At 68.6% G+C, this 23,033-nt stretch carries 22 protein-coding genes and 4 tRNA genes; 21 read left to right on the forward strand and 5 right to left on the reverse strand.

Annotation, left to right across the window (positions count from 1 at the left end; translation table 11 throughout):
* Positions 1-127: 127 nt before the first annotated feature.
* Positions 128-622 carry a YajQ family cyclic di-GMP-binding protein gene (locus HKD39_RS05155; protein WP_171198733.1) on the reverse strand — a complete coding sequence of 165 codons (495 nt, stop codon included), beginning with the start codon at positions 620-622 and terminating at the stop codon, positions 128-130.
* A 173-nt stretch (positions 623-795) separates the two neighbouring features.
* Between HKD39_RS05155 and HKD39_RS05160 the strand changes: the two genes are divergently transcribed.
* The 3 genes from HKD39_RS05160 (at position 796) to HKD39_RS05170 (ending at position 2,238) form a co-directional block, all read left to right on the forward strand.
* Positions 796-877: transfer RNA gene (locus HKD39_RS05160), tRNA-Tyr, on the forward strand.
* A 120-nt stretch (positions 878-997) separates the two neighbouring features.
* Positions 998-1,570: a TetR/AcrR family transcriptional regulator gene (locus HKD39_RS05165; RefSeq protein WP_212753988.1), complete on the forward strand. Its 573-nt coding sequence runs from the start codon at positions 998-1,000 to the stop codon at positions 1,568-1,570.
* A complete protein-coding gene (locus HKD39_RS05170; RefSeq protein ID WP_212753990.1) occupies positions 1,564-2,238 on the forward strand; it encodes a DUF4865 family protein in 675 nt (224 codons plus the stop codon). The genes HKD39_RS05165 and HKD39_RS05170 overlap by 7 nt, the downstream gene beginning before the upstream one ends.
* A gap of 112 nt (positions 2,239-2,350) precedes the next feature.
* Here HKD39_RS05170 and HKD39_RS05175 read toward each other — a convergent pair whose 3' ends face one another.
* Positions 2,351-4,333, reverse strand: coding sequence for a glycoside hydrolase family protein (locus tag HKD39_RS05175; protein ID WP_171198735.1), 1,983 nt, complete (start codon positions 4,331-4,333; stop codon positions 2,351-2,353).
* A gap of 432 nt (positions 4,334-4,765) precedes the next feature.
* Here HKD39_RS05175 and HKD39_RS05180 point away from each other — a divergent pair, with 432 nt between their 5' ends.
* The 6 genes from HKD39_RS05180 (at position 4,766) to HKD39_RS05205 (ending at position 8,762) form a co-directional block, all read left to right on the forward strand.
* Positions 4,766-7,057 carry an exo-alpha-sialidase gene (locus tag HKD39_RS05180; RefSeq protein WP_171198736.1) on the forward strand — a complete coding sequence of 764 codons (2,292 nt, stop codon included), beginning with the start codon at positions 4,766-4,768 and terminating at the stop codon, positions 7,055-7,057.
* Positions 7,058-7,298: 241 nt separating this feature from the next.
* Positions 7,299-7,371, forward strand: a tRNA-Thr gene (locus HKD39_RS05185).
* A gap of 92 nt (positions 7,372-7,463) precedes the next feature.
* Positions 7,464-7,539: transfer RNA gene (locus tag HKD39_RS05190), tRNA-Met, on the forward strand.
* A gap of 87 nt (positions 7,540-7,626) precedes the next feature.
* The gene (gene rpmG, locus HKD39_RS05195; protein WP_171198737.1) at positions 7,627-7,791 is read left to right on the forward strand and encodes a 50S ribosomal protein L33; all 165 of its coding nucleotides are present in this window, start codon (positions 7,627-7,629) and stop codon (positions 7,789-7,791) included.
* Positions 7,792-7,815: 24 nt separating this feature from the next.
* Positions 7,816-8,328 (forward strand): FAS1-like dehydratase domain-containing protein, encoded by a 513-nt coding sequence (locus HKD39_RS05200; protein WP_171198738.1) that lies wholly within the window; start codon positions 7,816-7,818, stop codon positions 8,326-8,328.
* Positions 8,325-8,762, forward strand: coding sequence for a MaoC family dehydratase (locus HKD39_RS05205; protein WP_171198739.1), 438 nt, complete (start codon positions 8,325-8,327; stop codon positions 8,760-8,762). The genes HKD39_RS05200 and HKD39_RS05205 overlap by 4 nt, the downstream gene beginning before the upstream one ends.
* Before the next feature lie 570 nt (positions 8,763-9,332).
* On the opposite strand, the gene HKD39_RS05210 is transcribed toward HKD39_RS05205, so the two are convergent.
* Entirely contained in the window at positions 9,333-10,598 is a 1,266-nt protein-coding gene (locus tag HKD39_RS05210; protein ID WP_171198983.1) for an aminotransferase class I/II-fold pyridoxal phosphate-dependent enzyme, read from the reverse strand.
* Between the two features lie 588 nt (positions 10,599-11,186).
* Between HKD39_RS05210 and HKD39_RS05215 the strand changes: the two genes are divergently transcribed.
* From HKD39_RS05215 to HKD39_RS19315, 12 genes are all read left to right on the forward strand, one after another.
* Positions 11,187-11,259: transfer RNA gene (locus tag HKD39_RS05215), tRNA-Trp, on the forward strand.
* 165 nt (positions 11,260-11,424) lie between these two features.
* Complete coding sequence (gene secE / locus HKD39_RS20755; RefSeq protein WP_425488415.1) at positions 11,425-12,204, forward strand: preprotein translocase subunit SecE; 780 nt, start codon at positions 11,425-11,427, stop codon at positions 12,202-12,204.
* A 241-nt stretch (positions 12,205-12,445) separates the two neighbouring features.
* On the forward strand, positions 12,446-13,381 hold the full coding sequence (nusG, locus tag HKD39_RS19310) for a transcription termination/antitermination protein NusG (protein WP_425488423.1): 936 nt from the start codon (positions 12,446-12,448) through the stop codon (positions 13,379-13,381).
* A 292-nt stretch (positions 13,382-13,673) separates the two neighbouring features.
* Complete coding sequence (gene rplK, locus HKD39_RS05230; protein ID WP_171198740.1) at positions 13,674-14,108, forward strand: 50S ribosomal protein L11; 435 nt, start codon at positions 13,674-13,676, stop codon at positions 14,106-14,108.
* A 125-nt stretch (positions 14,109-14,233) separates the two neighbouring features.
* On the forward strand, positions 14,234-14,968 hold the full coding sequence (gene rplA / locus HKD39_RS05235) for a 50S ribosomal protein L1 (RefSeq protein ID WP_171198986.1): 735 nt from the start codon (positions 14,234-14,236) through the stop codon (positions 14,966-14,968).
* Positions 14,969-15,114: 146 nt separating this feature from the next.
* Positions 15,115-16,281: a hypothetical protein gene (locus tag HKD39_RS05240; protein ID WP_171198741.1), complete on the forward strand. Its 1,167-nt coding sequence runs from the start codon at positions 15,115-15,117 to the stop codon at positions 16,279-16,281.
* 459 nt (positions 16,282-16,740) lie between these two features.
* Positions 16,741-17,385, forward strand: coding sequence for a 50S ribosomal protein L10 (rplJ, locus tag HKD39_RS05245; protein ID WP_171198742.1), 645 nt, complete (start codon positions 16,741-16,743; stop codon positions 17,383-17,385).
* Between the two features lie 99 nt (positions 17,386-17,484).
* Positions 17,485-17,883 carry a 50S ribosomal protein L7/L12 gene (gene rplL / locus HKD39_RS05250; protein ID WP_171198743.1) on the forward strand — a complete coding sequence of 133 codons (399 nt, stop codon included), beginning with the start codon at positions 17,485-17,487 and terminating at the stop codon, positions 17,881-17,883.
* A gap of 355 nt (positions 17,884-18,238) precedes the next feature.
* The gene (locus tag HKD39_RS05255; protein WP_171198744.1) at positions 18,239-19,129 is read left to right on the forward strand and encodes an MOSC domain-containing protein; all 891 of its coding nucleotides are present in this window, start codon (positions 18,239-18,241) and stop codon (positions 19,127-19,129) included.
* Between the two features lie 136 nt (positions 19,130-19,265).
* Positions 19,266-19,580: a DUF4267 domain-containing protein gene (locus HKD39_RS05260; protein WP_171198745.1), complete on the forward strand. Its 315-nt coding sequence runs from the start codon at positions 19,266-19,268 to the stop codon at positions 19,578-19,580.
* Positions 19,581-19,672: 92 nt separating this feature from the next.
* Positions 19,673-20,089, forward strand: a complete 417-nt coding sequence (locus HKD39_RS05265) for a hypothetical protein (protein ID WP_171198746.1) — start codon at positions 19,673-19,675, stop codon at positions 20,087-20,089.
* On the forward strand, positions 20,086-20,418 hold the full coding sequence (locus HKD39_RS19315; protein ID WP_171198747.1) for a glutaredoxin domain-containing protein: 333 nt from the start codon (positions 20,086-20,088) through the stop codon (positions 20,416-20,418). Before HKD39_RS05265 ends, HKD39_RS19315 begins: the two co-directional genes overlap by 4 nt.
* A gap of 72 nt (positions 20,419-20,490) precedes the next feature.
* Here the strand turns inward: HKD39_RS19315 and HKD39_RS05275 are convergent, their stop codons facing one another.
* The gene (locus HKD39_RS05275; protein ID WP_171198748.1) at positions 20,491-21,222 is read right to left on the reverse strand and encodes a peptidoglycan-binding domain-containing protein; all 732 of its coding nucleotides are present in this window, start codon (positions 21,220-21,222) and stop codon (positions 20,491-20,493) included.
* 321 nt (positions 21,223-21,543) lie between these two features.
* Positions 21,544-22,296, reverse strand: coding sequence for a peptidoglycan-binding domain-containing protein (locus tag HKD39_RS05280; RefSeq protein WP_171198749.1), 753 nt, complete (start codon positions 22,294-22,296; stop codon positions 21,544-21,546).
* Positions 22,297-23,033 lie beyond the last annotated feature (737 nt).

Below are 23,033 nucleotides of genomic sequence, written 5' to 3' on the forward strand. Positions count from 1 at the left end.
AGCGCTTCCGGGATGGCGTAGTGATCACCGGCGAGCCGACATTGTGAACCTCGCCGAGTTCCAGCCGGACGTGCCCGGCCGGCTGGTTTCCCATCGCCGGGAGGGACCCGGCGTGCAGCGCTTGGGCTCAGCGGTAGTTGGTGAACTGCAGTGCAACGTCGAGATCGCCGGCGCCCTTGAGCATCGCGATCACGGCTTGCAGGTCGTCCTTCTTCTTGGCCGAGACCCGGAGCTGATCGCCCTGGATCTGCGCCTGCACACCCTTGGGCCCCTCGTCGCGGATCTTCTTGGCGATCTTCTTGGCGTTCTCGCTGGAGATGCCGTCGATCAGGGTGCCGGTGACCTTGTAGATCTTGCCGGACTGTTCCGGCTCGCCGATCTCCAGCGCCTTCATCGAGATGCCGCGCTTGACCAGCTTCTCCTTGAACACCTCGATCGCCGCCTTGGCACGCTCGTCGGTCGACGAGGTGATGGTGACGTTGTGCTCGCCGGCCCATTCCACGGTGGTGTTGGTGCCGCGAAAGTCGAAGCGCTGGCTCAGCTCCTTGGCGGCCTGGTTGAGCGCGTTGTCGGCCTCCTGCCGGTCGATCTTGCTCACCACATCGAAGGACGGATCTGCCATGACGGTCTCCTTCCGGGCGGCCACCAGCCCTGCTGGCACCGCGACTTGCTTACCTGCTGCGGCCTCCCATCTTGCCCGCTGTACTGCCGGCAGCGGCAGCCGGGCGAGACCGCCGACTGGCGGCCGCATCGATTTCGGGCGGCGCCACCGCTCGTAGTACGCTTGCTGGGCACGGCAGGTTGCCCGAGCGGCCAAAGGGAGCTGACTGTAAATCAGCCGGCATTGCCTACGGGAGTTCGAATCTCTCACCTGCCACGCATCCAGCGGCGGGCCCTGACCACGGGCCCGCCGTTTGGCTTATGGAGGGTGCGTGTGCCCGCTGTTCGCACCGCAGTGGGGTGACAGCACCTGGCCGTAACAACTAGTATGTACGACATGAGCGATGCCGACGCCAGAACTCGACTGATCGACAGCACCAGGGAGCTGCTCTGGGAGCGCGGCTACGCGGCGATGAGCCCGCGGGCCATCATGCAGCGGGCGGAGGTCGGACAGGGCTCGATGTACCACCACTTCACCGGTAAGGCCGACCTGGCGGCGACCGCGTTCGCCGACAACGCCGAGCGCACCCTTGCCGCCGCCCGGCGCAGCCTGGCAGGCGCGGGCAGTGCCCGCGAACGACTGATCGGCTACCTCAACCGCCGCCGCGAGGTGCTGCGTGGCTGCCCGGTCGGCCGCATGGCGCAGGACGCCGAGGCACTCGACACGCCAGAACTGGCGGCGGTGTTGCGCGAGACCTTCGCCGAGCTCCGCGGGCTGGCCGCCGCGGCCGCCGCCGAGGGGGTGGCATCGGGGGAGCTGCCAGAGCACGTCGACCCTGACGAGTTGGCGGAGACCGTCCTTGCCGTGGTGCAGGGCGGGTACGTGCTGGCTCGCGCGGAGGGATCACCGGTTCCGTTCGACCGGGCGGTAGCCGGTGCGGTCGCGCTGATCAAGGCCGCGTCGTGTTGATCTCCGGCGCCGGCACCGAGCGGGTAGCTTTGCTCGCCCAATACCCGATCGGTCTGCCCGCCGATTACGACATGGACATCATCCGCCGCCGCGTGTGCGACCGCGGTGCTGCCCTGGACCACCGAGACGGCTTGACCGTCAAGGCCTATGCCGTCACCGAGCGCGGAGTGGACGGCGCCGCCATCAACAGCTATGCCCCGTTCTATCTGTGGGGCAGTACCCGCGCGGCCGCACATTTCCACTACGGCGGCGGTGGTTTCGCTGGAATCGTCAGCGATTTCGGGCGGCCGTCGGTGCGCACCTGGCTGCCGGTGGCGGCTCGTCGTGGCGGTCTTCCCGCCGCCCGGGTCGACACCTTGGAGCTGCGGGAATGGCTGCTGGCGCCCGACGTCGACCCGGCCGGCGTCGCGGAGTGGATGCGCGCCGAGGTGCGCAGTGGCGACGACGAGATGCATTGGACGGCAACAGGTATCGATGTCACTGCGTGGCGTGCCGTGCTGATCCGAACGACTGCCCGCGGTGCCGATGCCTGGCCATCGGGTGCTTCGGCCGGCGCGGGCGATGCCGCCTTGGCAGCGCCGGCGAGCGAGGCCGACACCACTCGGTACCGGGTACTGCATGTCAGCGAACCCGCCGGTCATCCGGACGCGCGCCCGCTGCCGCCGTGAGGCCGGCGGACCGGAACTGCCAGGACGACGATGCGCGGTTGGCGGTGGGCGCCGGCCGGAACCAGCGCGGCGCCCACCGGCGCTCACCGAGCTGCGGGGAGCTACCGGCGAGTCAGTCCTGGAACCAGAACGAGTACAGGTCCGCTCCGGTCACGTTGAACCGCAGCTTGATCTGCTGTCCCTGCACGTTCTTCAGCGAGGACCCGCGCCACTTCACCTGGACCGCGGTGTGGTCACCACGCACCGGGATCGCCTTGTTCCCGGACAGCGCGGGGATCGGCTCGCCGGTGCCGGCGTCCAGCACGTCGACGGTGACCTGTCCGCCGTAGCGCTTGGTGTTCACGTTGACGTACAACGAGTCTCCGCCGAACGCCAGTGGCTTGGTAACGATCGTTCCCGGGTTGCCGAGCCCGTCGCGGGCGGCGTTGGTCATCGACACCCAGCCGTCCCGGCGCCAGGTCGCCAGGCCGACGCTGGCCTTCTGGTAGCCGGGGATGGAGGAGCCGCCGTGGCCGGTGTTGAAGCCGCCGTAGAACAGTTCGACGGTGTCCTTGGTGACGTTGAGAGTTGTTGCGGTGTAATGCGCACCGTCGTCCCAGGCGCCCGGATCGCTCGGCTCGATGATCGGGCCGCGGGCCATCCGGTCCCAGTGCAGCAGGTCGCGGGTGGAGGCGATGCCTGGTACCACCGGGCCGTCGCCGGCCTGCGCGTACTCACCGTAGTCGTAACCGGTCAGCTGAACGTCCCACGGAATGCCGATGTATTGGCTCTCGTACTTGATGGCCGGCATGCCGTAGATCTGCGTCTCCACCCCGCCCAGTTCGTAGGCGGTGGCGTCGTCGGCCACCTCACCGCTGACCGCCAGGGTTTCCGCGGTCCAGGTTTTCAGGTCTTTGCTGGTGGAGATGAAGGCGGATCGGTCGTAGGTGCCAGGGGTGTCGGACTGGAACAGCCGATCCTTGTAGGTAGCGACGTACAGATCGTCTTCGGCGTTGTAGGTCAGGGCGACCACGTCGCCGCCGGGCAGCACCGGCTTCGAGTCGGCCAGGGTGAACCGCAGCCCGTCCGACGAGGTGAGCAGGTAGTAGCCGAAGGCCGGCCCCTGGTTGAAGGCGAGCATCGCGTAACGTCGATCGGCGGGGGCGTCGGGGTTGTACGCCACGTGGTTGCCCTTGTTGATGCCGACCAGATTGTTGGCGGTCGATCCGTCGTACTCGATGAGGCCGAGGTTCGGCTTGGTCCACTTCTTGAGATCGCGGCTCTCGGCCAGACACAGTCCGTATCGGTTGTCGGGGGTGAAGCAGGTGTAGTACATCCGATAGGTCTTCGAGTCCTCCGGCTGCATCACCGAACCGTAGGTGTAGACGGTCTTTTCCCACGGCTTGTCGGCCTGGATCAACGGCGTGGGCGACTTCTTGGCGGGGTGGATCACCCGGCCGATGTCGGTGCGGGACTCGATCCGGTAGTCGTCGAGGAACAGCTCGCGGTCGCTGTCCACCTTCGGGTCGTAGGCGATGCCCTCTTCCTTGAGTCGGAAGTTGTCGAAGTGGGTGTTGCCGATCGTCGGGTCGTCCGAGACGATCTGCACCCGCACCTGGACGGTGCCTTCCGGGGCGATCGCGGAGATCTCCAGTTCCTGCCCGTCCTCACTGGCCGTCGGCTGCAGCGTCTGATCCCCGATCATCGGGCCCTGGGTCTGCGGTGAAGGCGGCGACATCGCGAAGAACTGCAGGTGCACCGACGGCGATGTGCCCGCTTTGCCCTTCTCTGACTTCTGGAACCAGTTCAGCGTGTACCTGGTGCCTGGCACCGCGACCGCCCGCTTGCTGGTGACGGTCATCCCGGAGGACGCGCTGTCGTCGACGATCTGCAGCGAGGTGAGGCCGGTGCCGCGGTAAGCGCTGCGGTTGACCACGTTCACCCCGCTCTCGTTGCCCTCGACGGCCCACCCGAGGGGATGGCCGGCCGAATTGGCCACGTCGAAGCTGCCGTTCCAGATCAGGTTGTTGCGGAGGACATCCGGTGGCGACGGCGCCGGTGCTGCCGCGGCGACGCCGGCGAATCCGGTGGCGCACAGAGCAACCAGCCCGATCACATGTCGAGACGTGACCCATCGGCGACCACGCGCATGTGGTGCTGTACTGCCGAGACGGTGTGAGGTCTGCTGCAACATTGCGGCTCCCTTTCCCTCGTCGGAGGTAGCGGGCCGGCCCCGCGGCCTCTCGTCCTCGATCGAAACCGAATACGTTAGGCATGTCAACGATTTTGTGAAATCCATTTTCAGAAAACCTGGCAAGGGGCGGGTGCCCGCTGGCCCGGAGTCCTGCGGTTCCTCCGGCGACCGCGGACGGGACGCGGGGCGATGACCCCCGCAGCTTGCCGTGGGGCTTGTGCTGGCCCCCGGAAGGGGCATTGACAGTGGCCCGCCGCCTGCCTAGCGTTCCTGGAACCAGGTTTCATCTGTTCCTCGACGCTGCCGTCGTTCGGTTGACGCCCGGGCTCTGGCGGCCCTGACCCGGAGGTCGCCATGGGTATGCACTCCCGCAAGAAGAGCACCGCACACAAACTGGGCTGGCAGGCGCGTGGTGCCGCCGCCGGGTTCGGTGTCGCGGTACTGGTGATGGGTGGGCTGAACTTGGCCGGGCCGTCGCTGACGGCCGGCACGGGCTCATTACCGTTGGTGGGCAGCGAGTTTGCCGCCGGCGACGGGGAATCACCCGGTACCTCCACCTACGGTGTCGGCCCGCAGTGGAACGTCTACAACTGGGGGCCCGGTGCCGCATCGGCGGTGGCTTCCAGTTTCTCCCGGAATTACGTCACCCCCGACGGGTGGACCAAGAAGAAGATCAACGTGTCCAGCGGGGCCAACGCCGACGTCGCCGCCGCCGCCACCCAGACCGACATGTTCTTCTCCGACGACTCCGGCATCACCTACATGAAAGGTGAGCACAACTATCCGGTCAGTGCCATCAACATGATCAGGCTGCAGGACGGGTCGCAGCTCGCCATCGGGTTTATCCCGAAGGCCGCCAGCGGCACCCGTCCGCTCACCATCGAGGTCAGCCGCTCCGCCGACGGCAAGACCTGGACGACGCAGGACGCACCGGTGACGTTCCCGGCCGGCGGCAAGCGGATGGTGTCGCTGCGGGTGCATCGACGCCCGATGCAGTTGCCCGACGGCACACTGATGGTGCCGGCTTACGGCGCCTTTGTCGGCGACCGCTACGGATCGTCGATCATCCTGCAGTCCACCGACGGCGGCAACAACTGGACGTTGCGATCGACCATCAGCGGCGCCGAGGCGGTCGGCGGCGTCAACGAGGTCGGCTGGAGCTACGTCGCCGACGGCCGGCTGCTGGCGGTGGTCCGCGGCGCCCCCAGCCCGAACATGCTCTTCTACAGCTACTCGAGCGACGACGGCAAGACGTGGACCAATCTGACTCAGCTGCTCGGGCCCGACGGCAAACATGTGCAGGGCATCTTCCCCGATTTGGTGTTGCAGCCCAACGGAATCCTGCTGTTGGCCACCGGTCGGCCGGACGTCCGAGCGCTGATTTCGTACGACGGCACCGGAAGCACCTGGGACGTGCAGCGCACGGTGTTCGCCAACTATCCGTCGGACACCAATAACGGCCGGTACGACGGCACCAGCGGCAACACCAGCCTGGAGAACGTCGCCAGCAACCGCACCATCCAGTTCTTCGACCAGTGCCACATGTGGGGCTGCGGCGCGTACAACCAGCAGTTCGGCATTGCCGCCACCTACCTCAGCGTGGTGACAAAGGGCGTCGGCCGGCTCGACCTGAACACGTTGGCGCACAACAAGAACGTCACCTTCAGCGGCGACTTCGCACCCGCCGACCCTGCCTTCCCCGAACAGCGTCCCGAGGGCGTGTTCGACGGCAGCTCCGCGCCAGGAGCCGAAGCCGTGCTGCAGCCGACAACAGCCAGGGCGCCGAGCATGACCATCAAGCTCGACAAGGCCTACCCGATCAACCGGATCGGGCTGATGCTGGGCCACGGGCAGGCCCAGTCGGCAACAGTGCAGCTGTCGTCCGACGGCGTCAACTGGGGTCGTGCCGTCGTGACCCGCACCAACACCAAGGACCGCGCCATGCGCTACGACGAGGTCAAAACCACGACGGCGCAATACGTTCGGATCACCGGGGCGCGCGGCGCCAACACCACCGTCACCGAACTCGAGCTGTACGCCGACTCGATCGACACCTTCGAGAACGACCCGGCCTTCGAGGTGCCGCGTGGCTGGACAGCGGCCAAGAACTCGTGGATCACCGATGTTCCTGACAACGTCGGCTACAGCGACTTCGGCGGCTACCAGTCGGCCACCGCGCTGCGGCTGTGGGACAAGTGGGAAGACCAGAACGCCACCATCACCCGGCCGCTCGGCGCGCCCACCGGCACGGTGGACGCGCGGATGCAGTGGGGCACCAGCGATCCGCGGGCACCGTTCACCGTCGAACTGAACACCGCCGGCGGCGACGGTTCCGCCACCCCCGAGGTCAAGTTCCAGATCATTCAGGCCACCACAACGGCGCCGCAGCAGATCCAGGCCTGGGACGGCGCGGCCTGGCAGAGGATCGGCACCGTCAGCAAGCTCATCCCGGGCCGCACCTACGTGCCGATGCGGATCACCGCCGACGCGACGTCGGCGACGCTGGAGTTGAACGGCGAGAAGTTCACCACCTCGGCCCGCGCCGGCAACGCCGGGCAGTTCTCGTCGCTGACCTTCACCACCGGCGATCCCAAGTACTACGGCGGCATCTACTACCTGGACAACGTCCAGGTCGACTCCAGGTGACTGCAGCGCCGGTGAGCTGACCTGCACCCGGCCCGCCGAGCGGACCCGCCGCGACAGCGCCTGGTCCGATTGGGGCCGGGTGGCGGCCCGGCATCGGTTGCCCGGCGGCTGGACACCGGTTGCCCGGCGGTCGGACACCGGCCTGGGCGGCGCCGTGCTGCCGGCTCCCAACAGGCGATTTAGCCGACGCTGACCGGTGCTGTATCGTGGTCAACGCCCGTTGAGAGCGTCATCTCAGCGCGCCCCTTTAGCTCAGTCGGCAGAGCATCTCCATGGTAAGGAGAAGGTCTACGGTTCGATTCCGTAAAGGGGCTCGGGACAATCCGGCCGTGGCCATGCAGCATGGGCCGCGGCCATTGTTCTGAACTGGGCAGCAGCCACCGGCGGTGGCACCAGCCCAGCTCGTGGCGGTGTAGCTCAGTCGGTAGAGCAAGCGGCTCATAATCGCTGTGTCGCCGGTTCAAGTCCGGCCACCGCTACCACCACCGCCCGCCGGGCGGACTCTCCGCCCGCGGGTGGTGCCACCACTCGTAGTAGCCCGACAGACCGCAAGAAAGAGGCACGCCACCGTGGCCGCCACCGACGTTCGCCCGAAGATCACCCTCGCCTGCGAGGTGTGCAAGCACCGCAACTACATCACCCGCAAGAACCGCCGCAACGACCCCGATCGTCTCGAGCTGAAGAAGTTCTGCCCGAACTGCGGCACCCACCGGGTGCACAAAGAAACCCGCTAGTAGTTCCGCACCCGGCCCGCCGTCGTGCCCATGGACGCGTCTTTCGTCGGACGCCGTTTTCCGCTGCCCGGAAGCTACGCCGTCGGCGTCGAGAAGATCCGCGAGTTCGCGGATGCTGTCGGCGAGACCGCGCCGATCCACCACGACAGGGCAGCGGCGCGGGCCGCCGGCTTCGCCGATGTGGTCGCCCCGCCGACCTTCAGTTTTGCGGTGATCAACCGCACCCAAGAAGTGGTGCTGTTCGATCCCGAACTTGGCCTCGACTACTCAAGGGTGGTGCACGGCGACCAGAGCTTCAGCTACCACCGCCCGATCGTCGCCGGCGACGAGTTGACCTGTGTGATGGAGATCGAGCAGATCCGCAACGTCGCCGGCAACGACATGATCACCCTGCGCGCCGACATCACCGGTGCCGACGGCGAACCCGTCGTCACCGGCCGGGCGATGTTGGTGTCGCGAGCTGCCGAAACCTCAGAGCGCCCCGAAGACCACGGCAGCCGGGAGCCAGCCGGATCGACCACCGGATCGTCCGGATGAGCGCCGCCGCGGCCGAGGTGTCGGTCGGCACCGAACTTCCGCCGTTGACGGTGCACGTCGACCGCGAGACCCTGGTGCGCTACGCCGGCGCGTCCGGCGATTTCAACCCCATTCACTGGAACCCGGCCTTCGCGGCCTCCGTCGGGCTGCCCGGCGTGATCGCCCACGGCATGTTCACCATGGCCACCGCGATCCGCGTCGTCACCGACTGGCTGGGCGACCCGAGCCGATTGATCGACTACGGGGTGCGGTTCACCCGGCCCGTCGTCGTCACCGATGCGGCCGGCTCGCTCGATCACGACGGCGCCGACATCGAGATCACCGGCAAGGTCGGTGCCATCGACCCCGCCGCCGGCACCGCTCGGGTCGATCTCACCGCGACCTTCGACGGCCAGACGGTACTCGGCAAGGCTCGCGCCACCGTTCGCCTGTAGCCCGCTGTCCGGTCGTCTGCCGCCGGGCTGGACCGCACGCTGGGGTGGCGCTCGGGGCGCCGACCCGGCCAGCTTCTGTGTACTGGGGCTCCCGATGCCGCTCGAACTCGCGCGGGTACCCCGCAGGTGAATCAGGCGGTTGAACCCGGCTGGCTCGGCTCCGGTCGAGCCCGAACCAGCCAGGTCCGTGCGCCGCTGCCGATGGCCGGTCTGCTGACTCTGCTGACGGTGCTGACTCTGCTGACGGTGCTGACTCTGCTGACGGTGCTGACTCTGCTGACTCTGCTGCGATGGTGGCCTGCCCCGCGGCCCACCGCACCGACGTTCGGTCGGACGCGGCCGTCCAGCGATGGTGAGTCCTTATCGCTCATTCGGACTAACGGTAGAACAGATACTACTGAAAGTAACCAACCAGATGGATGTAATCCCCCGTTGGTGGTGAAAATGTTCACCTCAAGGGGTTGGCAAAAGCGGGACGGGATGGCGCACTACGACGTCCGCGGCAAGGACGGCCAGCCGGCGCCCTACGTCGTGCGCAGATAGTCGCGCCTGGGTGAGATGGCCGGTTGGTCAGCGTGCCTTGCCGAGGAGGGCAGCCATGCGCTGAACACCGGCGCGCAGGTCATCGTCACCCAGTGCGTAGGACAGTCGCAGGTAGCCAGCGGTCCCGAAGGCTTCACCGGGGACGACGGCCACCGCGGCACTGTCCAGGAGCAGCTCAGCGAGATCCGCGCTACTCGTCGGTGTCGCCCGCCCGCCATCGGTGGTCGGAAAGCTTTTGCCTAGCAAAGCTTTTATCGATGGATATACATAGAACGCACCCTGCGGCGTAGGGCAGGCGACACCGGGGATCTCGTTGAGCAGCTCGACCATGGTGCGGCGGCGCCGATCGAAAGCCAGCCGCATCCGCTCCGCCGCGTCCAGAGATCCGGCGACCGCGGCCAGCGCGGCGCGCTGGGACACATTGGCGACGTTGGACGACAGATGTGATTGCAGGTTGATGCCGGCCCGCGCGACGTCCGGTGGCGCGATCAACCAGCCCACCCGCCAGCCCGTCATCGCGTACGTCTTGGCGACGCCGTTCACCACGACGCAGCTGTCCGCCAGCTCCGGCACCGCCACCGGCATCGACACCGCGCTGACGCCGTCGTACACCAGGTGTTCGTAGATCTCGTCGGTGAGCACCCAAACCCCGTGCCGCACCGCCCAGCGGCCGATCGCCTCGACCTGCTCGGGCGGATAGACCGCGCCGGTTGGATTGGACGGAGAGCAGAAGATCAGCACCTTGGTGCGCTCGGTGCGGGCCGCCTCCAGCTGCTCGACCGTCACCTGATAGCCGGCTCGCTCGTCGGCGAGCACCGGCACCGCAACCCCGCCGGCGAGTGCTACCGCATCGGGGTAGGTGGTCCAGTACGGCGCCGGCAGCAGCGCTTCGTCACCGGGATTCAGCAGCGTCGCGAGCGCGCTGTACACCGCCTGCTTGCCCCCGTTGGTCACCATCACCTGGCTCGGGTCGACGGCAAAACCGCTGTCGCGCAACGTCTTGGCGGCGATCGCGGCGCGTAGCTCTGGCAGCCCGGCCGCGGGGGAGTAGCGGTGGTTGGCCGGGTCGCGCGCCGCCACGACGGCGGCCTCGACGATCTCGCCCGGGGTGGGGAAGTCGGGCTCGCCGGCGCCGAAGCTGATCACCGGCCGGCCGGCGGCCTTGAGCTGCTTGGCCATCGAGTCCACCCGCATGGTCGCCGACGGGGCGATGCCGCCGACCCGGGCCGAGACCCGGCCGCCGGAGGCCGCAGCGGTGTCGGCTGCGGCGGATGCCGGGCTGGGTGCGGGCATCGGCTGCCCGGTTTCGGTCATTGCTCCATCTTCCCAGCCGCTTCTCAGACGCGGGGGCGTTGACGATCTCTGAGCGTGCCGCCGCCGAACATTCAGCACCACCAGCAGCAGTGAGTGATTTCCGGCTCGATCCGGTCGGAAATGGCCCGGTTCTGTCGCTGATGCTGAATCTGGTCGGTGCGGGGTAAGGCGTCCCCCGGGATGCGGGGCCGCCCGGCCTGCGGACTGTTGGGTGCGGACTGCTGGGTGCGGAGCGGGACGGCGCCGGGCAGGACGCCGCGCACGGGCGGATCCGGTGACGGGATTCGTCAGGGCGTCGGGCGGTGGCCTACACTTGACCATCTGGGGTGTGCTGAAGCCTGCCCGCCAGCACCGCCGAGCGGTCTGATCAGGCGGCGAGCACATCCCGGACGCGTGTCGGGGCTCCGAAAGGGTGACCTGGCGGCCGTACCGCACACGCGACCTCAGGCCGGCGACTCAGGCCGCGGGCAACGCAGTGCAGCAAATGCAGTGCGGCCGAGTGGCAGGCGAGGTGCAGTACCAGCAGGTCAGCAGTACCAGTAGTGACAGCAGTACCAGTAGTAGCAGAGGGGCGTAGCTCAACTGGCAGAGCAGCGGTCTCCAAAACCGCAGGTTGCAGGTTCAAGTCCTGTCGCCCCTGCTCCGCACCCGGAGGTCAGCCTTCGCGGTAGCGGCGAACGTCGGTCGCCGAGCGGTGCAACGCCGACGGCCGGCCCCGTCCAGACCGCCGGACGGCCAACGGCAGTGACGGGTACCACGGGCGTCGGGCACAGCGGCACCGACGCAGGTGAGCAAAGGGAGACGTGTGAGCAACGAGCACGACGGCACCGACCGCGCCGACCAGCCGGACGGCTTCGGCGAGGCGGGCAACGCCGGCGCTGACGACACCGCCGACCGCGGCAGGCCTGGCTTCGGTGCCGAAGACCGGCCGGCAGATTCGGCCGCCGACGCCGCTGACCTGTCGATCTCCGAGCATTCGGACACCGAGCTGGTGACCAACCCCGACGGCTCGGTGACCGAGGTCAGCGCCGACGAGGTAACGGTGCAGGACCCTGAGCTGGCCGAGGACCCGTCCGACGACGCAACAGCAGCAGCGGGAGCCGGGCGCAAGCGCCGGGCCCGTCGTCGTGCCCGCGCCGAAGACGGTGCCGCCCGCCGCGCCGGCGACGACACCGATGGTGCCGACACCGGTGACGACGCCGTCGGTGACGGCAGGGACAACGCCGACAACGCTGAGGGCACCGACAGTGACGATCCCGCGCTGGTCGGTGCCGGCGTCGGTGCCGCCGGATCGGCTCGAGCCGCCGCCCGCCGATCGCAGATCACCCGGACCGGCGTCACCGAGAAGAAGGGTCGCGCGACCGCGTCGCGGGACTCGGACGACACCGATCATCTCGGCTGGTTCGCCCGGCTCCGGCTGTTCTTCCGCGAGGTCGTTGCCGAGCTCCGCAAGGTGCTCTGGCCGAACCAGAAACAGATGTTGACGTACACCACGGTCGTCATCGTTTTCGTGGTGGTGATGGTCGCCTTGGTCTACGGGCTCGACGCACTGTTCGCGCAGGGCGTGCTGTGGATCTTCGGTTGATCCGGCTACGCCACGTCTGAACCGCCCCCGCGGCGACGGCAGCGCAGTGGGCCGATCCCACGCCGTCAGGGGAGCCTTTCGGCTCAGTGTTTTGCGCATGAGTGTCCACATGAGGAGTGAGAAGACAGTGTCCAGCCCCCAAGGCGAAGCCACCCCCGACGCCGCGGTGACCGCGCGCGACGCCGACGCCATCTCCGGCGACGGCTTCGATCCGGCCGCCGGCACCGAGTTCACCGGTGCGGTGCTGAGCGATGAGCAGGCCGCCGCGGCCGCCGAGGCGGCAGACCCGGCCGATGTCGTCGACGATCCGCAGGCCGAGACCGACACCGATGCCGTCGCGGGCACCGACACTGCCGACTCCGGAACCGCAGCCGAGTCCGGCACCGAAACCGAATCCGGCACCGAAACCGAATCCGGCACCGAGACCGCGCCCGAGGGCACGTCGGACAGCGAGCCGGACAGCGCGTCCGCCCAGGCCAGCGAGACCGAAACCGAGACCGAGCAGGACGGGTCCGACGCGGCTGCTACCGAAGCTGACACCGAAGCTCCCGCCGACGACGAGCAGGGCGACCCGGCAGCGGAACTGCGCGAGAGCCTCAAGGCCGCCGACGGTCACTGGTACGTGGTGCACAGCTACGCCGGCTACGAGAACAAGGTGAAAGCCAACCTCGAGACCCGTATCCATTCGCTGGATATGGAGGACTTCATCTTCCAGATCGAGGTGCCGACCGAAGAGGTCACCGAGATCAAGAACGGCCAGCGCAAGCAGGTGCAGCGCAAGGTGTATCCGGGTTACATCCTGGTCAGGATGGAGCTCACCGACGCGTCCTGGAGCGCGGTGCGCAACACCCCTGGCGTCACCGGGTTTGTCGGCGCCACCGCGCAACGGCCGTCGCCGCTGAGCATCGACGAGGTCGTCAAGATCCTGGCGCCGGCGGCGCCCAAGGCGGCCGCGACGGCCGGTACCGCCGCTGCGACGTCCGAGGGCGAGCCGGTCCGCACCGAGGTGGACTTCTCGGTCGGCGAGTCGGTCACCGTGATGGACGGCCCGTTCGCCACCCTGCCCGCCACCATCAGCGAGGTCGACGCCCACGGGCAGAAGCTCAAGGTGCTGGTGTCGATCTTCGGCAGGGAGACGCCGGTGGAGCTGGGCTTCTCGCAGGTCTCCAAGCTCTAGCGCCCGCGCCGGCGGCCGCCGCGGGCGGTGCACAGGCCTCGGCGCAGGCGGTACCATGCTTGGGGTCGATTGCGCGATCCGCCGCGCCGACGGCTGCGCCGAGCCGGACCGTGACGCGTCGCCCGGCACCGGCCGCAGGAATCGCCCGGCGCGGATCAGCGTTACCGATCTCGGTGCGCAAGCGCGCCGGATCCGACCCGCCCCAGCACCACCGAAGGACGCAGTGCCGTGCCGCTCGCGGCGCCGCGCCCAGCACCAACCCAGCAGGTAAGCCCCAGAAGAAGAGAGTCACATGCCTCCCAAGAAGAAGAAGCTTGCAGCGATCATCAAGCTGCAGATCAAGGCCGGCCAGGCCAACCCGGCCCCGCCGGTGGGCCCGGCGCTCGGCCAGCACGGCGTCAACATCATGGAGTTCTGCAAGGCCTACAACGCAGCCACCGAGTCCCAGCGGGGCGACGTGGTGCCGGTCGAGATCTCCGTGTACGAAGACCGCTCGTTCGACTTCAAGCTCAAGACCCCGCCGGCCGCGAAGCTGCTGCTGAAGGCCGCCGGTGTCGAGAAGGGCTCCGGCACCCCACACACCACCAAGGTGGCCACCGTCACCATGGACCAGGTGCGCGAGATCGCCACCCAGAAGCAGGTCGACCTGAACGCCAACGACGTTGACGCCGCCGCGAAGATCATCGCCGGCACCGCCCGCAGCATGGGCATCACGGTCAAGGAGTAACACCGGGCGCCGGCTCTGGTCCGGCGCCACCAGTGGGAGGGCCCGCTTCGGTCCGCTACCACGACCTCCACCCGCGGCTCGGCATGGCCACGGGATCCATCATCAAGCAGTACGAGGAGACAAACATGAAGCGCAGCAAGGCTTATCGCGCCGCGGCCGAACTGATCGACCGCGACAAGCTGTACACCCCGTTGCAGGCGGCCGAGTTGGCCCGCAAGACCTCCGGCACCAAGATGGACGGCACCGTCGAGGTCGCCATGGTGCTCGGCGTCGACCCGCGCAAGGCCGACCAGATGGTCCGCGGCACCGTCAACCTGCCGCACGGCACCGGTAAGACGGCCCGCGTCGTCGTCTTCGCCGTCGGCGACAAGGCCGCCGAGGCCGAGGCCGCCGGCGCCGACGTGGTCGGCAGCGACGACCTGATCGAGCGGATTCAGGGTGGCTGGCTGGATTTCGACGCCGCCATCGCCACCCCGGACCAGATGGCCAAGGTCGGCCGGATCGCCAGGGTGCTGGGCCCGCGCGGTCTGATGCCGAACCCGAAGACCGGCACCGTCACCGCCGACGTCACCAAGGCGGTGGCCGACATCAAGGGCGGCAAGATCAACTTCCGCGTCGACAAGGCCGCCAACCTGCACCTGGTGATCGGCAAGGCCTCGTTCTCCACCGAGCACCTGGTGGAGAACTACGGCGCCGTGCTCGACGAGATCCTGCGGGCCAAGCCGGCCGCGGCGAAGGGCCGCTACATCAAGAAGATCGCGGTCTCCACCACCATGGGGCCGGGCATTCCGGTCGACCCGAGCGTCACCCGCAACCTGCTCACCGCCGGCGCCGACGGCGACACTAGCGATCAGCAGTAGCCCGTCGCGGCTCGTCCCGACGGCAGCCGACCGGACGACCACCTCGACTCACCGAAAGCCCCTTGCACCCCGCCGGGGGCTTTCGGCGTTCTCCGGCCCGCCGTACCGTCCGTGACGCAGCGGACGCGGGCAGGGATGATGGAGGCATGAGCCTCTCGCGTTCCGCCCGTGCGGCCAGCTGGATGATCGCGGCCGGGGTGTTGCTCGCCGGCTGCGCGCAAACCGTCAGTGGGACTGCCGAGGTGGGCTCGCCGCCGCCCGGCGCGACCAGCTCCAACGGCACCGGTTCCGACACCGGCTCTGGCAATATCGGCGGTGATGCCACTGCACCACAGGGATCTGCCGGCACCGGGGCGGACGCCACCGACACCTCATCGGAGGGCACCGGCGCCGACGCCACCGACACCGCATCGGAGGGCACCGCCGTCACCGGTACGGCGACGCCGTCCACTGGCTCAACGAGAGCCGGCGCAACCGACCCGGGAACCACCAACGACCCGCCGAGCCCGACACCCGGCGTCACCACGCCCAGCCCGACCAGCACCTCGCAGACCGCAACGGTGCAGCAACCGACCCCGGCGACCACCGCCGTCCCGACCAAGAGTGTCGAGCGCGGCACTCAGCTCAGCGCCGCTGAGATGAAGGAGTGGTCGCGGCAGGCCACCGCCGCCGAGCAGGCGCTGACGTCGCTCAGCGGCACCCTCGAGCAGAACAACGGGGCGCAGACCACCGGCGGCACCGTGCAGCGGAAGCTCGACAAGGGACGCATCGTCGCCTCCGACTACCGCTCGGAGATCGCCGGGGTCGGCGCCCGCACCGTGCAGGTGGACGGCAAGGTGTTCATGACCGGTGACGGCCCGCTGCTCGCGGAACTCAAGCTGCCCGCCGGCAAGACCTGGGCGCAGCTGCGCCGGGAGTCGAAGAACAGCGTGGTCGCCCAGCTCGCCGAATCGGTGCTGCCGACCTTCGAGCTGAACGAGTCCGACACCTTCCTGCTCCCGCAGGAGGTGCCGGCCAAGGTGGAACGTATTGGTACCGAAGAGATCTCGGGCCAGCAAACCACCCACTACCGGGAGACGGCGGACCTCAAGCTGATCGAGCAGGCGTCCGGGAGCTCGGGGTTGGAGCAGGTGAACGGGATCACGTCGCTGGTGATCGACTTCTGGATGCTGCCCGACCACCGCTGGCTGCGCACCACCCAGACCACAACGCTGACCGGTGGGCAGCAGTCGTCCTTCACGTTCACCGTTGACGCGTTCAACCCGCCGGTCTCCATCACGGCCCCGCCGGCCGCAGCGGTGTACAGCGACTGACGCGCGGTCCGGCGCGGGCAGTGCTCGCGTCGGGCCCGGCGTGCGTCGGGTTCCGGTGCGCCGGGCTCTGGCGCGGTGAGTCCCTGGGGCGGTGAGTCCGGTGCGGTGAGTCCGGTGCGGTGAGTCCGGAGCGGTGAGCGGATTTGGTGAGCGCGACCGCGGTCGCGTACGCTGAACTGCGAATCCACCGAAGACCGTCGGTTTTCTGCTGCGCCCGGATCCCGGACGCGGTCAGAACGAAGGTCCGGGACCGTCAGGTTCCGGCGACCAACGCAGGAGGACGAGGTAGCTCACGCACCACCGCCCGGCTCGATGCCGGCCGCGGATGGTGCGTTGTCAAGCCCCGTGCGCCTGCGCTCGGGGCTTTTTTGTGCCCGGCGCAACTCGGTGAACTCCATCCGGTGCTCCGGATGCACAGATTTCCGAAGAGTCTCACGAGTTTCGAGGAAGGAGGCGCAGATGGTCACTCCCGCAAAGGAATCCGCGGTCAAGGAGATCACCGAGCGGTTCCGCAATGCCACCGCCACCGTCGTCACCGAGTACCGCGGGCTGAGCACGTCCGAGCTCACCCAGCTCCGGCGGTCGCTGGGCAACGACGTCAGCTACACGGTCGCCAAGAACACCTTGGTCCGCCGGGCTGCCGCCGAGGCCGGTGTCGACGGGTTGCTGGAACTGTTCAACGGCCCCACCGCGCTCGCGTTCGTCAACGGTGAACCGGTCGACGCCGCCAAGGCGTTGCGCGACTTCGCCAAGACCAACGCGCTGCTGGTGATCAAGGGCGGGGTGATGGACGGCAAGGTCCTGAACCCCACCGAGGTGAACAAGCTCGCCGACCTGGAGTCGCGCGATGTGCTGCTGGCCAAGCTGGCCGGCGCCATGAAGGCCAGCCTGAGCCAGGCCGCCGTCATGTTCAACCAGCTTCCCTCGCAGGTGGCGCGCCTCGCCGCGGCCCTGCAGGAGAAGAAGGCAGAGGCCGGCGAGAGCGCCGAGCCGGCTGCCGACGCCGCGGCCGCGGAGGCGACCGAGGCTCCGGCTGCCGAGGCCGACGCCGATGGTGCCGCCGAGGCGGCGCCGGAAGCCGCCTCCGAAGACAAGCAGGACTGAACCACCGCGGCCGGCTACCGATGGCCGGCGCGAACACCACCACAAACCACCTGTCCCGCAAAGAATCTGGGGCGGGACACAGCAGGAAGGAATGCCATCATGGCGAAGCTGTCTAGCGAAGAGCTGCTCGACGCGTTCAAGGAGCTCACCCTCATCGAGCTGAGCGAGTTCGTGAAGCAGTTCGAGGAGACCTTCGGCGTCACCGCCGCCGCTCCGGTCGCGGTTGCCGCCGCCCCGGGTGCCGCTGGTGCCGCCGGTGGCGGCGAGGCCGCTGCCGAGGAGCAGGACGAGTTCGACGTCATCCTCGAGGCTGCCGGCGACAAGAAGGTCCAGGTCATCAAGGCGGTCCGCGAGATCGTCTCCGGCCTCGGCCTGAAGGAAGCCAAGGACCTGGTCGACTCCGCCCCGAAGCCGGTGCTGGAGAAGGCCGACAAGGCTGCCGCTGACGCCGCCAAGGCCAAGCTGGAAGAGGCCGGCGCCACCGCGACCGTCAAGTAAGCACCCGCTGCGGGCGGCTCGGCCGCCCCGCAACGGTGCACCAGCAGGTCAACTGCAGTAGCAACGCCCAGGGCGGACTCCCACACGGGAGTCCGCCCTCGGCGTTTGTCGTTTCAGGCCTTGCGATGGGCTGCTGGCCGGCCGTGAGTGTGTCGACGGTGAGTTTGTCGACGGTGAATGTGCTGATCGTGAAGTGCTGATCGTGAATTCAGCACCACCGACAGAAGCGGGCCGAATCCGGCCGTCACGACCGTAGATCGGGCCACGTTTGTCACTGGTGCTGAATCCGGCGCGGGTGCCTGGTGGCGCCGGTGACGAGTTCGGTTCGGCCCGGGAGTCGGTTACGGTGGCCGCGATGTCTTCCCAACCGTCGTCCCCGGTGTCACTGCCCCCGGCGTTCCCGTCACCGTCACCGTTGCCGCCGGCGGCAGCGCCGCACCGATCCGCGGCGCCGCACCTGCCGTCGGGCACGGTTCGGCGGCTCGGGCTGGCCGCGGTCAAGGGGACACGGCACACCGAGTTGGCCGAGCTGGCGATCACCGGCAGTGGGCCGGACGGCGACCGGCGGTTCGCCTTCTGTGCCGCCGACCGTTCCAGGGTGTTGCACACCATCGCCAATCCGGCACTGGTGGCGGTGCGGGCCCAGTGGCGAGAACCGTTGCTGACCTTGAGGTTCCCCGACGGCAGCGTCGTTTCCGATCAGCTGACCCCCGGCGCGGAGTTTGCCGCGGACTACTGGGGACGCGTTGCCAAGCTCCGGCTGCTGCGGTCGCGGCATGCCGCCGCGATGTCCGACTATCTCGGCACCGACGTGGTGCTCGCGGCCGCCCCGGCCGGCGACGTGGTGTATGGCGGCGCCGTCACCGTCGTCACCACCTCCGACCTGGTCGAGCTGGCGGAACGGGTGGGCGATCCCGCTGTGGCGCAAGAGGATTGGCGTTTCCGGGCGACCATCACCGTCGACGACGGGGTTACGGCAGGGGAGTCGCCCCGGCTGGGCAACGCGGTTCCCGGCGCCTTGGTGCAGCTGGGCGAGGCGGTGCTGCGGGTGCGCGGCCGAATCCCGCGTTGCGCGGTCATTGACATCGGCGCCGGCGGCCGCAGCGACCGGCGGCTGATGGCGGCGCTGGCCACCTACCGCCGCCGGGCGGGCGAGGTGTACTTCGGGTTGGATTGCGCGGTGCAGCGGCCCGGACGAGTGCGCAACGGCGACCCGGCGCTGTGGGCCGGCCAGGCCCTTCGCTGATCGCAGCGCCGGCCGATGTGCCGGTGCCGTAACGGGTTTCGCTGACGGACCGCACACCCGGCACCCGGCACCCGGCACCGGACCGGCACCTGGCACCGGGGGCGGCATCCGGCTCCGGCTCCGGTATCGGTATCGGTTGGGGCCGCGCCGCGTTCACGTCATCGACGGTGATGGTGACCAGCTGGCCGCCCGGCGGTCGGCGGCCGCCTCAGTGGTGATGGGCGCGACGACACTGATTCCGCTGGGCGACGCCATCAACGTGCTCGTGCACGACGGCAGCGTGGTCATCGCGTTGGCCGTGCATGCCCTGACCGCTGTGCTGATGCTGGTGTCGGTGCCGCTGCTGACGTTGGGGCGATCGGTGGGCCCGGCTCGGTCGGCGGGCACAACTCCGACATCGACACCAACGCAGGGTGTTTCGGGCACCGAGGCGGTAAGCCCCGGTCGGTAGCGGCGGTCGGGCTGCGCGCGACGGCGCCGGTTAGGCTGGAAACGATCTTCAGCGCGAGGACGCGCTGATCGGCCGAAAGGGAGCACAGCGCCATGGAAGTTAAGGTCACGACCCCCTCGATCGTGCGGGGAGCCGGCGTCACCGCCGCAATGTTGGTGCCAGGTCACAACCGGTTCAGCCGGCTGGTCCGGACCGGCGCCGTTGCCGCGGGTTACCTTGGCAGCTTTGCCGTCGAGCCGGACAAGAAGCCGAGCCACTACACGCTGATGACGTTCAAGGATCCCAAGGCGGCGGAGCCGGACGCGCCCACCGACGAGATCACCAAGTACGGCAACCTGGCGGTTGGCACCGCGAGCTGGATCGGCATCGGCGCCGTGCTCGGACACCTGGCCCAGCTCATCCCGCTGCCGAAGGTGCTGAAGGCGACGGCGCTGGGCGGCGCCGTGGCGGTGGGCGACTCCTACCTCGGCGACAAGGTGCGCGCCGGCAAGGCCGCGGCGAACCAGTGACCGAGCCAACGGCAGCCGGGCCGACGCCGGACGCTGCGAACGCCGCGGACGGCGCGGACGGCGCGGACGGCGCGGACGGCGCTGTCAAGATCTTCTGGCGTCCCGGGTGTCCGTACTGCCACCAGCTCATCGAGACCCTGGGCGACCTCGCGGACCGCGCCGAGTGGCACAACATCTGGGAGGAGCCGGACGCGGCGGCGTTCGTCCGGAGCGTCAACAACGGCAACGAGACGGTGCCCACCGTCGTCGTCGACGGCAAGGCCGCGACCAACCCCGACCCCGAGCTGGTGCGGCAGGCGTTGCAACGGCAACAACCGGCGCAGCAGTAGCGTCCAGACAGCACACACACACGAGCGGGCCCGATCATCGATCGGGCCCGCTCGCTGCTGGTCGGAGCACACTCAGCCGCAGCGGCAGTTCGAGGAGTACAGCACGCTCGCGACGTGGATGGCGTTGGTGGTGCGCTCGCCGACGATCCCGGACGGGTTGATGCCGGCCCGCGACTGGATGGCCTTGACCGCCGTCACCTCGGCGCCGCGGTAGGGCGCGCGCGACCATTCGTCCAGGCACGACTGCACGTTGAGGCCGGCCGACGTCCCGAAAAGCTCGCCCAGCTCGGCGATGCCGCTGCGGAGGTCGCAGGAGGCGTACGTCCAGGTGCCACCGGGAGACAGCTGGGGGTTGCCGGGCTTCGCTGAGACCGGCGAGCCGACCAGGCTGTTCCAGGTCTGCACGCCCACCAGACCGGAGGCGGTGATGCCGTGCTTGCGCTGCCAGTCGCTGACCGCGGCCTTGGTGGCCGGCCCGAAATACCCCGTCCCGTCGAGCCCGTAGCCGCGCAACTTCAGCCCCACCTGCAGCGCCAGCACGTACTCGTTGCGCTGCCCTTCGCGCACTGCCGGTAGCGAACGGACGAACGCGCTGCGGTCGGTATCGGCGGACGCGGCTGCGGTGAACTGTTGTACCTGTGCGGCCGGCGCCACCGCTGCGGAGACGACGCGCTCGGACTTCGGCGCCGCCGGCGCGGCCGCCGCTGTCGATCCGGAAGCGGCGGCGACGGTGGCAAGACCGATGGTGGCGGCGACACCGAAACCTGTTGCGGCGGTGGCGATTCGGCGAGTCAAGCTGTTCATGATGATGATCCCTATGCTGAGTGGGTGACCCCGACGACCACCCTCTGCGGACATGACGCCGGGGCCGCCCGCAGGTTGCGTCGGATCCCGGATTCGCTCGGATCGGCTCCACAACAGACTCGACACCAGCCTTGCGAACTGCCCTGAGTACAGCCCCAAGAACAGCCTGCAAGCCGGCACCCGTCCGCGGACAGCAGTCAGGCCCGGCCGGATGAAACCGGCCGGGCCTGAACGACTTTGCTGCGCTTGCGACTACCGGGGCTGGGTCGGTGCGGCTCGCTACCGAGCCGCTGCCGAACCCGCTGCCGAACCGCGAAAAGCTTAGCCGCAGTTGCAGTTTGACGAGTAGAGCACGCTCGCGACGTAGATCGCGTTGGTGGTGCGCTCGCCGATGATGCCCGAAGGGTTGATGCCGGAACGCTTCTGCAGGTTCTTCACCACCTGCAGTTCGGAGTTCTCGTAGACATCGGTGGAACCCTCGTCGAGGCAGGACTGCTCGTTCAGGTTCGTCACCCCGTCCAGCAGCTCACCGAGCTGGGCGATCTGACCGCGCAGCTCACAGCTGCTGTCGCTCCAGGCCTGGCCCGGCGACAGCTGCGGGTTGGCCGGCTTGGTGGTGATGTCACCGTTGACCAGGGTCTCCCAGGTCGGGGTGTCGACGACGCCGGTCGGCTGCAGGCCGTTCTTGCTCTGCCAGTCGCTGACCGACTCCTGGGTGACGATGCCGAAGTATCCGGTGCCGTCGAGCTCGTAACCCTGCAGTTTCAGCCCCACCTGCAGTGCCATCACGTACTCACCGTTGTGCCCGAGCTTCAGCGTCGGCAGCGAGCCGACGAAGTCACCGTTCATGCGGACCCCCGCCTTGTCAGGGTCCGGCGCCACCGGCGCCATGGTGACCTCGGGAGAGACGGAGATGCCGGCGAACTTCTGCGGCTGGACGGCCGCTGCCGCGGTGCTCGTCGGAGCCGAAGCCGTTCCGGTTGAGCCGGCGGTGGCGATGGCGACGCCCCCGATGGCAGCGGCTGCTGCCACGCCGGTGGCGGCGGTGACGATGCGGCGAGCCAAGCGGTTCATGATGGTTTCCCCTCGTTTGCTATTCGGTTTCCCGCGTATGTGCCCCTTGTGGCGGGAGGCGGTCGCTGACCACCTCGCTGCAGATACGACGCGGCCCCCGTCGAACCGTTCCGCCCGATCTCCCGGCACCGACGGTGAGTTCTCCCCATCTGCGCCGGCGTCCGTCATCGGCGGGTGCGTCCCGAGCGCGACAACCGACGGGGGACCGGGCGGGGAACAACACGCGGAACAACCCGGCGGCGCGCAATCGGCGGCGCAATCGGGCGGCGCAACTGGGCCGTGCAACGGACAGGGCAACGGTCGGGTGGAACGACCGAGTGGAAGAACCGGGTGGAATAACGGAGCGAACCGGCGAGGTTGTACACATCGGCGGCGTCGGTGCTTGACGATTCGGCGCCGGCGTACCAGCATTGAGCCCAGCGACGTCGGTCATATGGAGGGCCGCGTCCTTCGCGAGTGAGCAGGCCCGGCCCGGGCAGACTCCCGCCGCGCTGCAAGGCCCGCAAGTCGGGCCTGACCAGTGGCGTTACGGCGGTGTGAGCAACGTCACGGGCGGAAATGTTGCTCCTCGGAAGGCACGTCTTGCTAGGCGTGCCCAAATGCTGGTAGTCTCTTAGGTTGCGCTGTCCTCCGCCGACCCTCCTTCCGTCCAGCGCTCACAGACCGTCCGGAACGCCACCAGCAGCCCGCAGATCGATGCCGATCCGTGCGCGGCGCCAGGCTCCCCAGCCTGATCG

Source organism: Nakamurella aerolata (assembly GCF_013002705.1).
Classification (GTDB): Bacteria; Actinomycetota; Actinomycetes; order Mycobacteriales; family Nakamurellaceae; genus Nakamurella; species Nakamurella aerolata.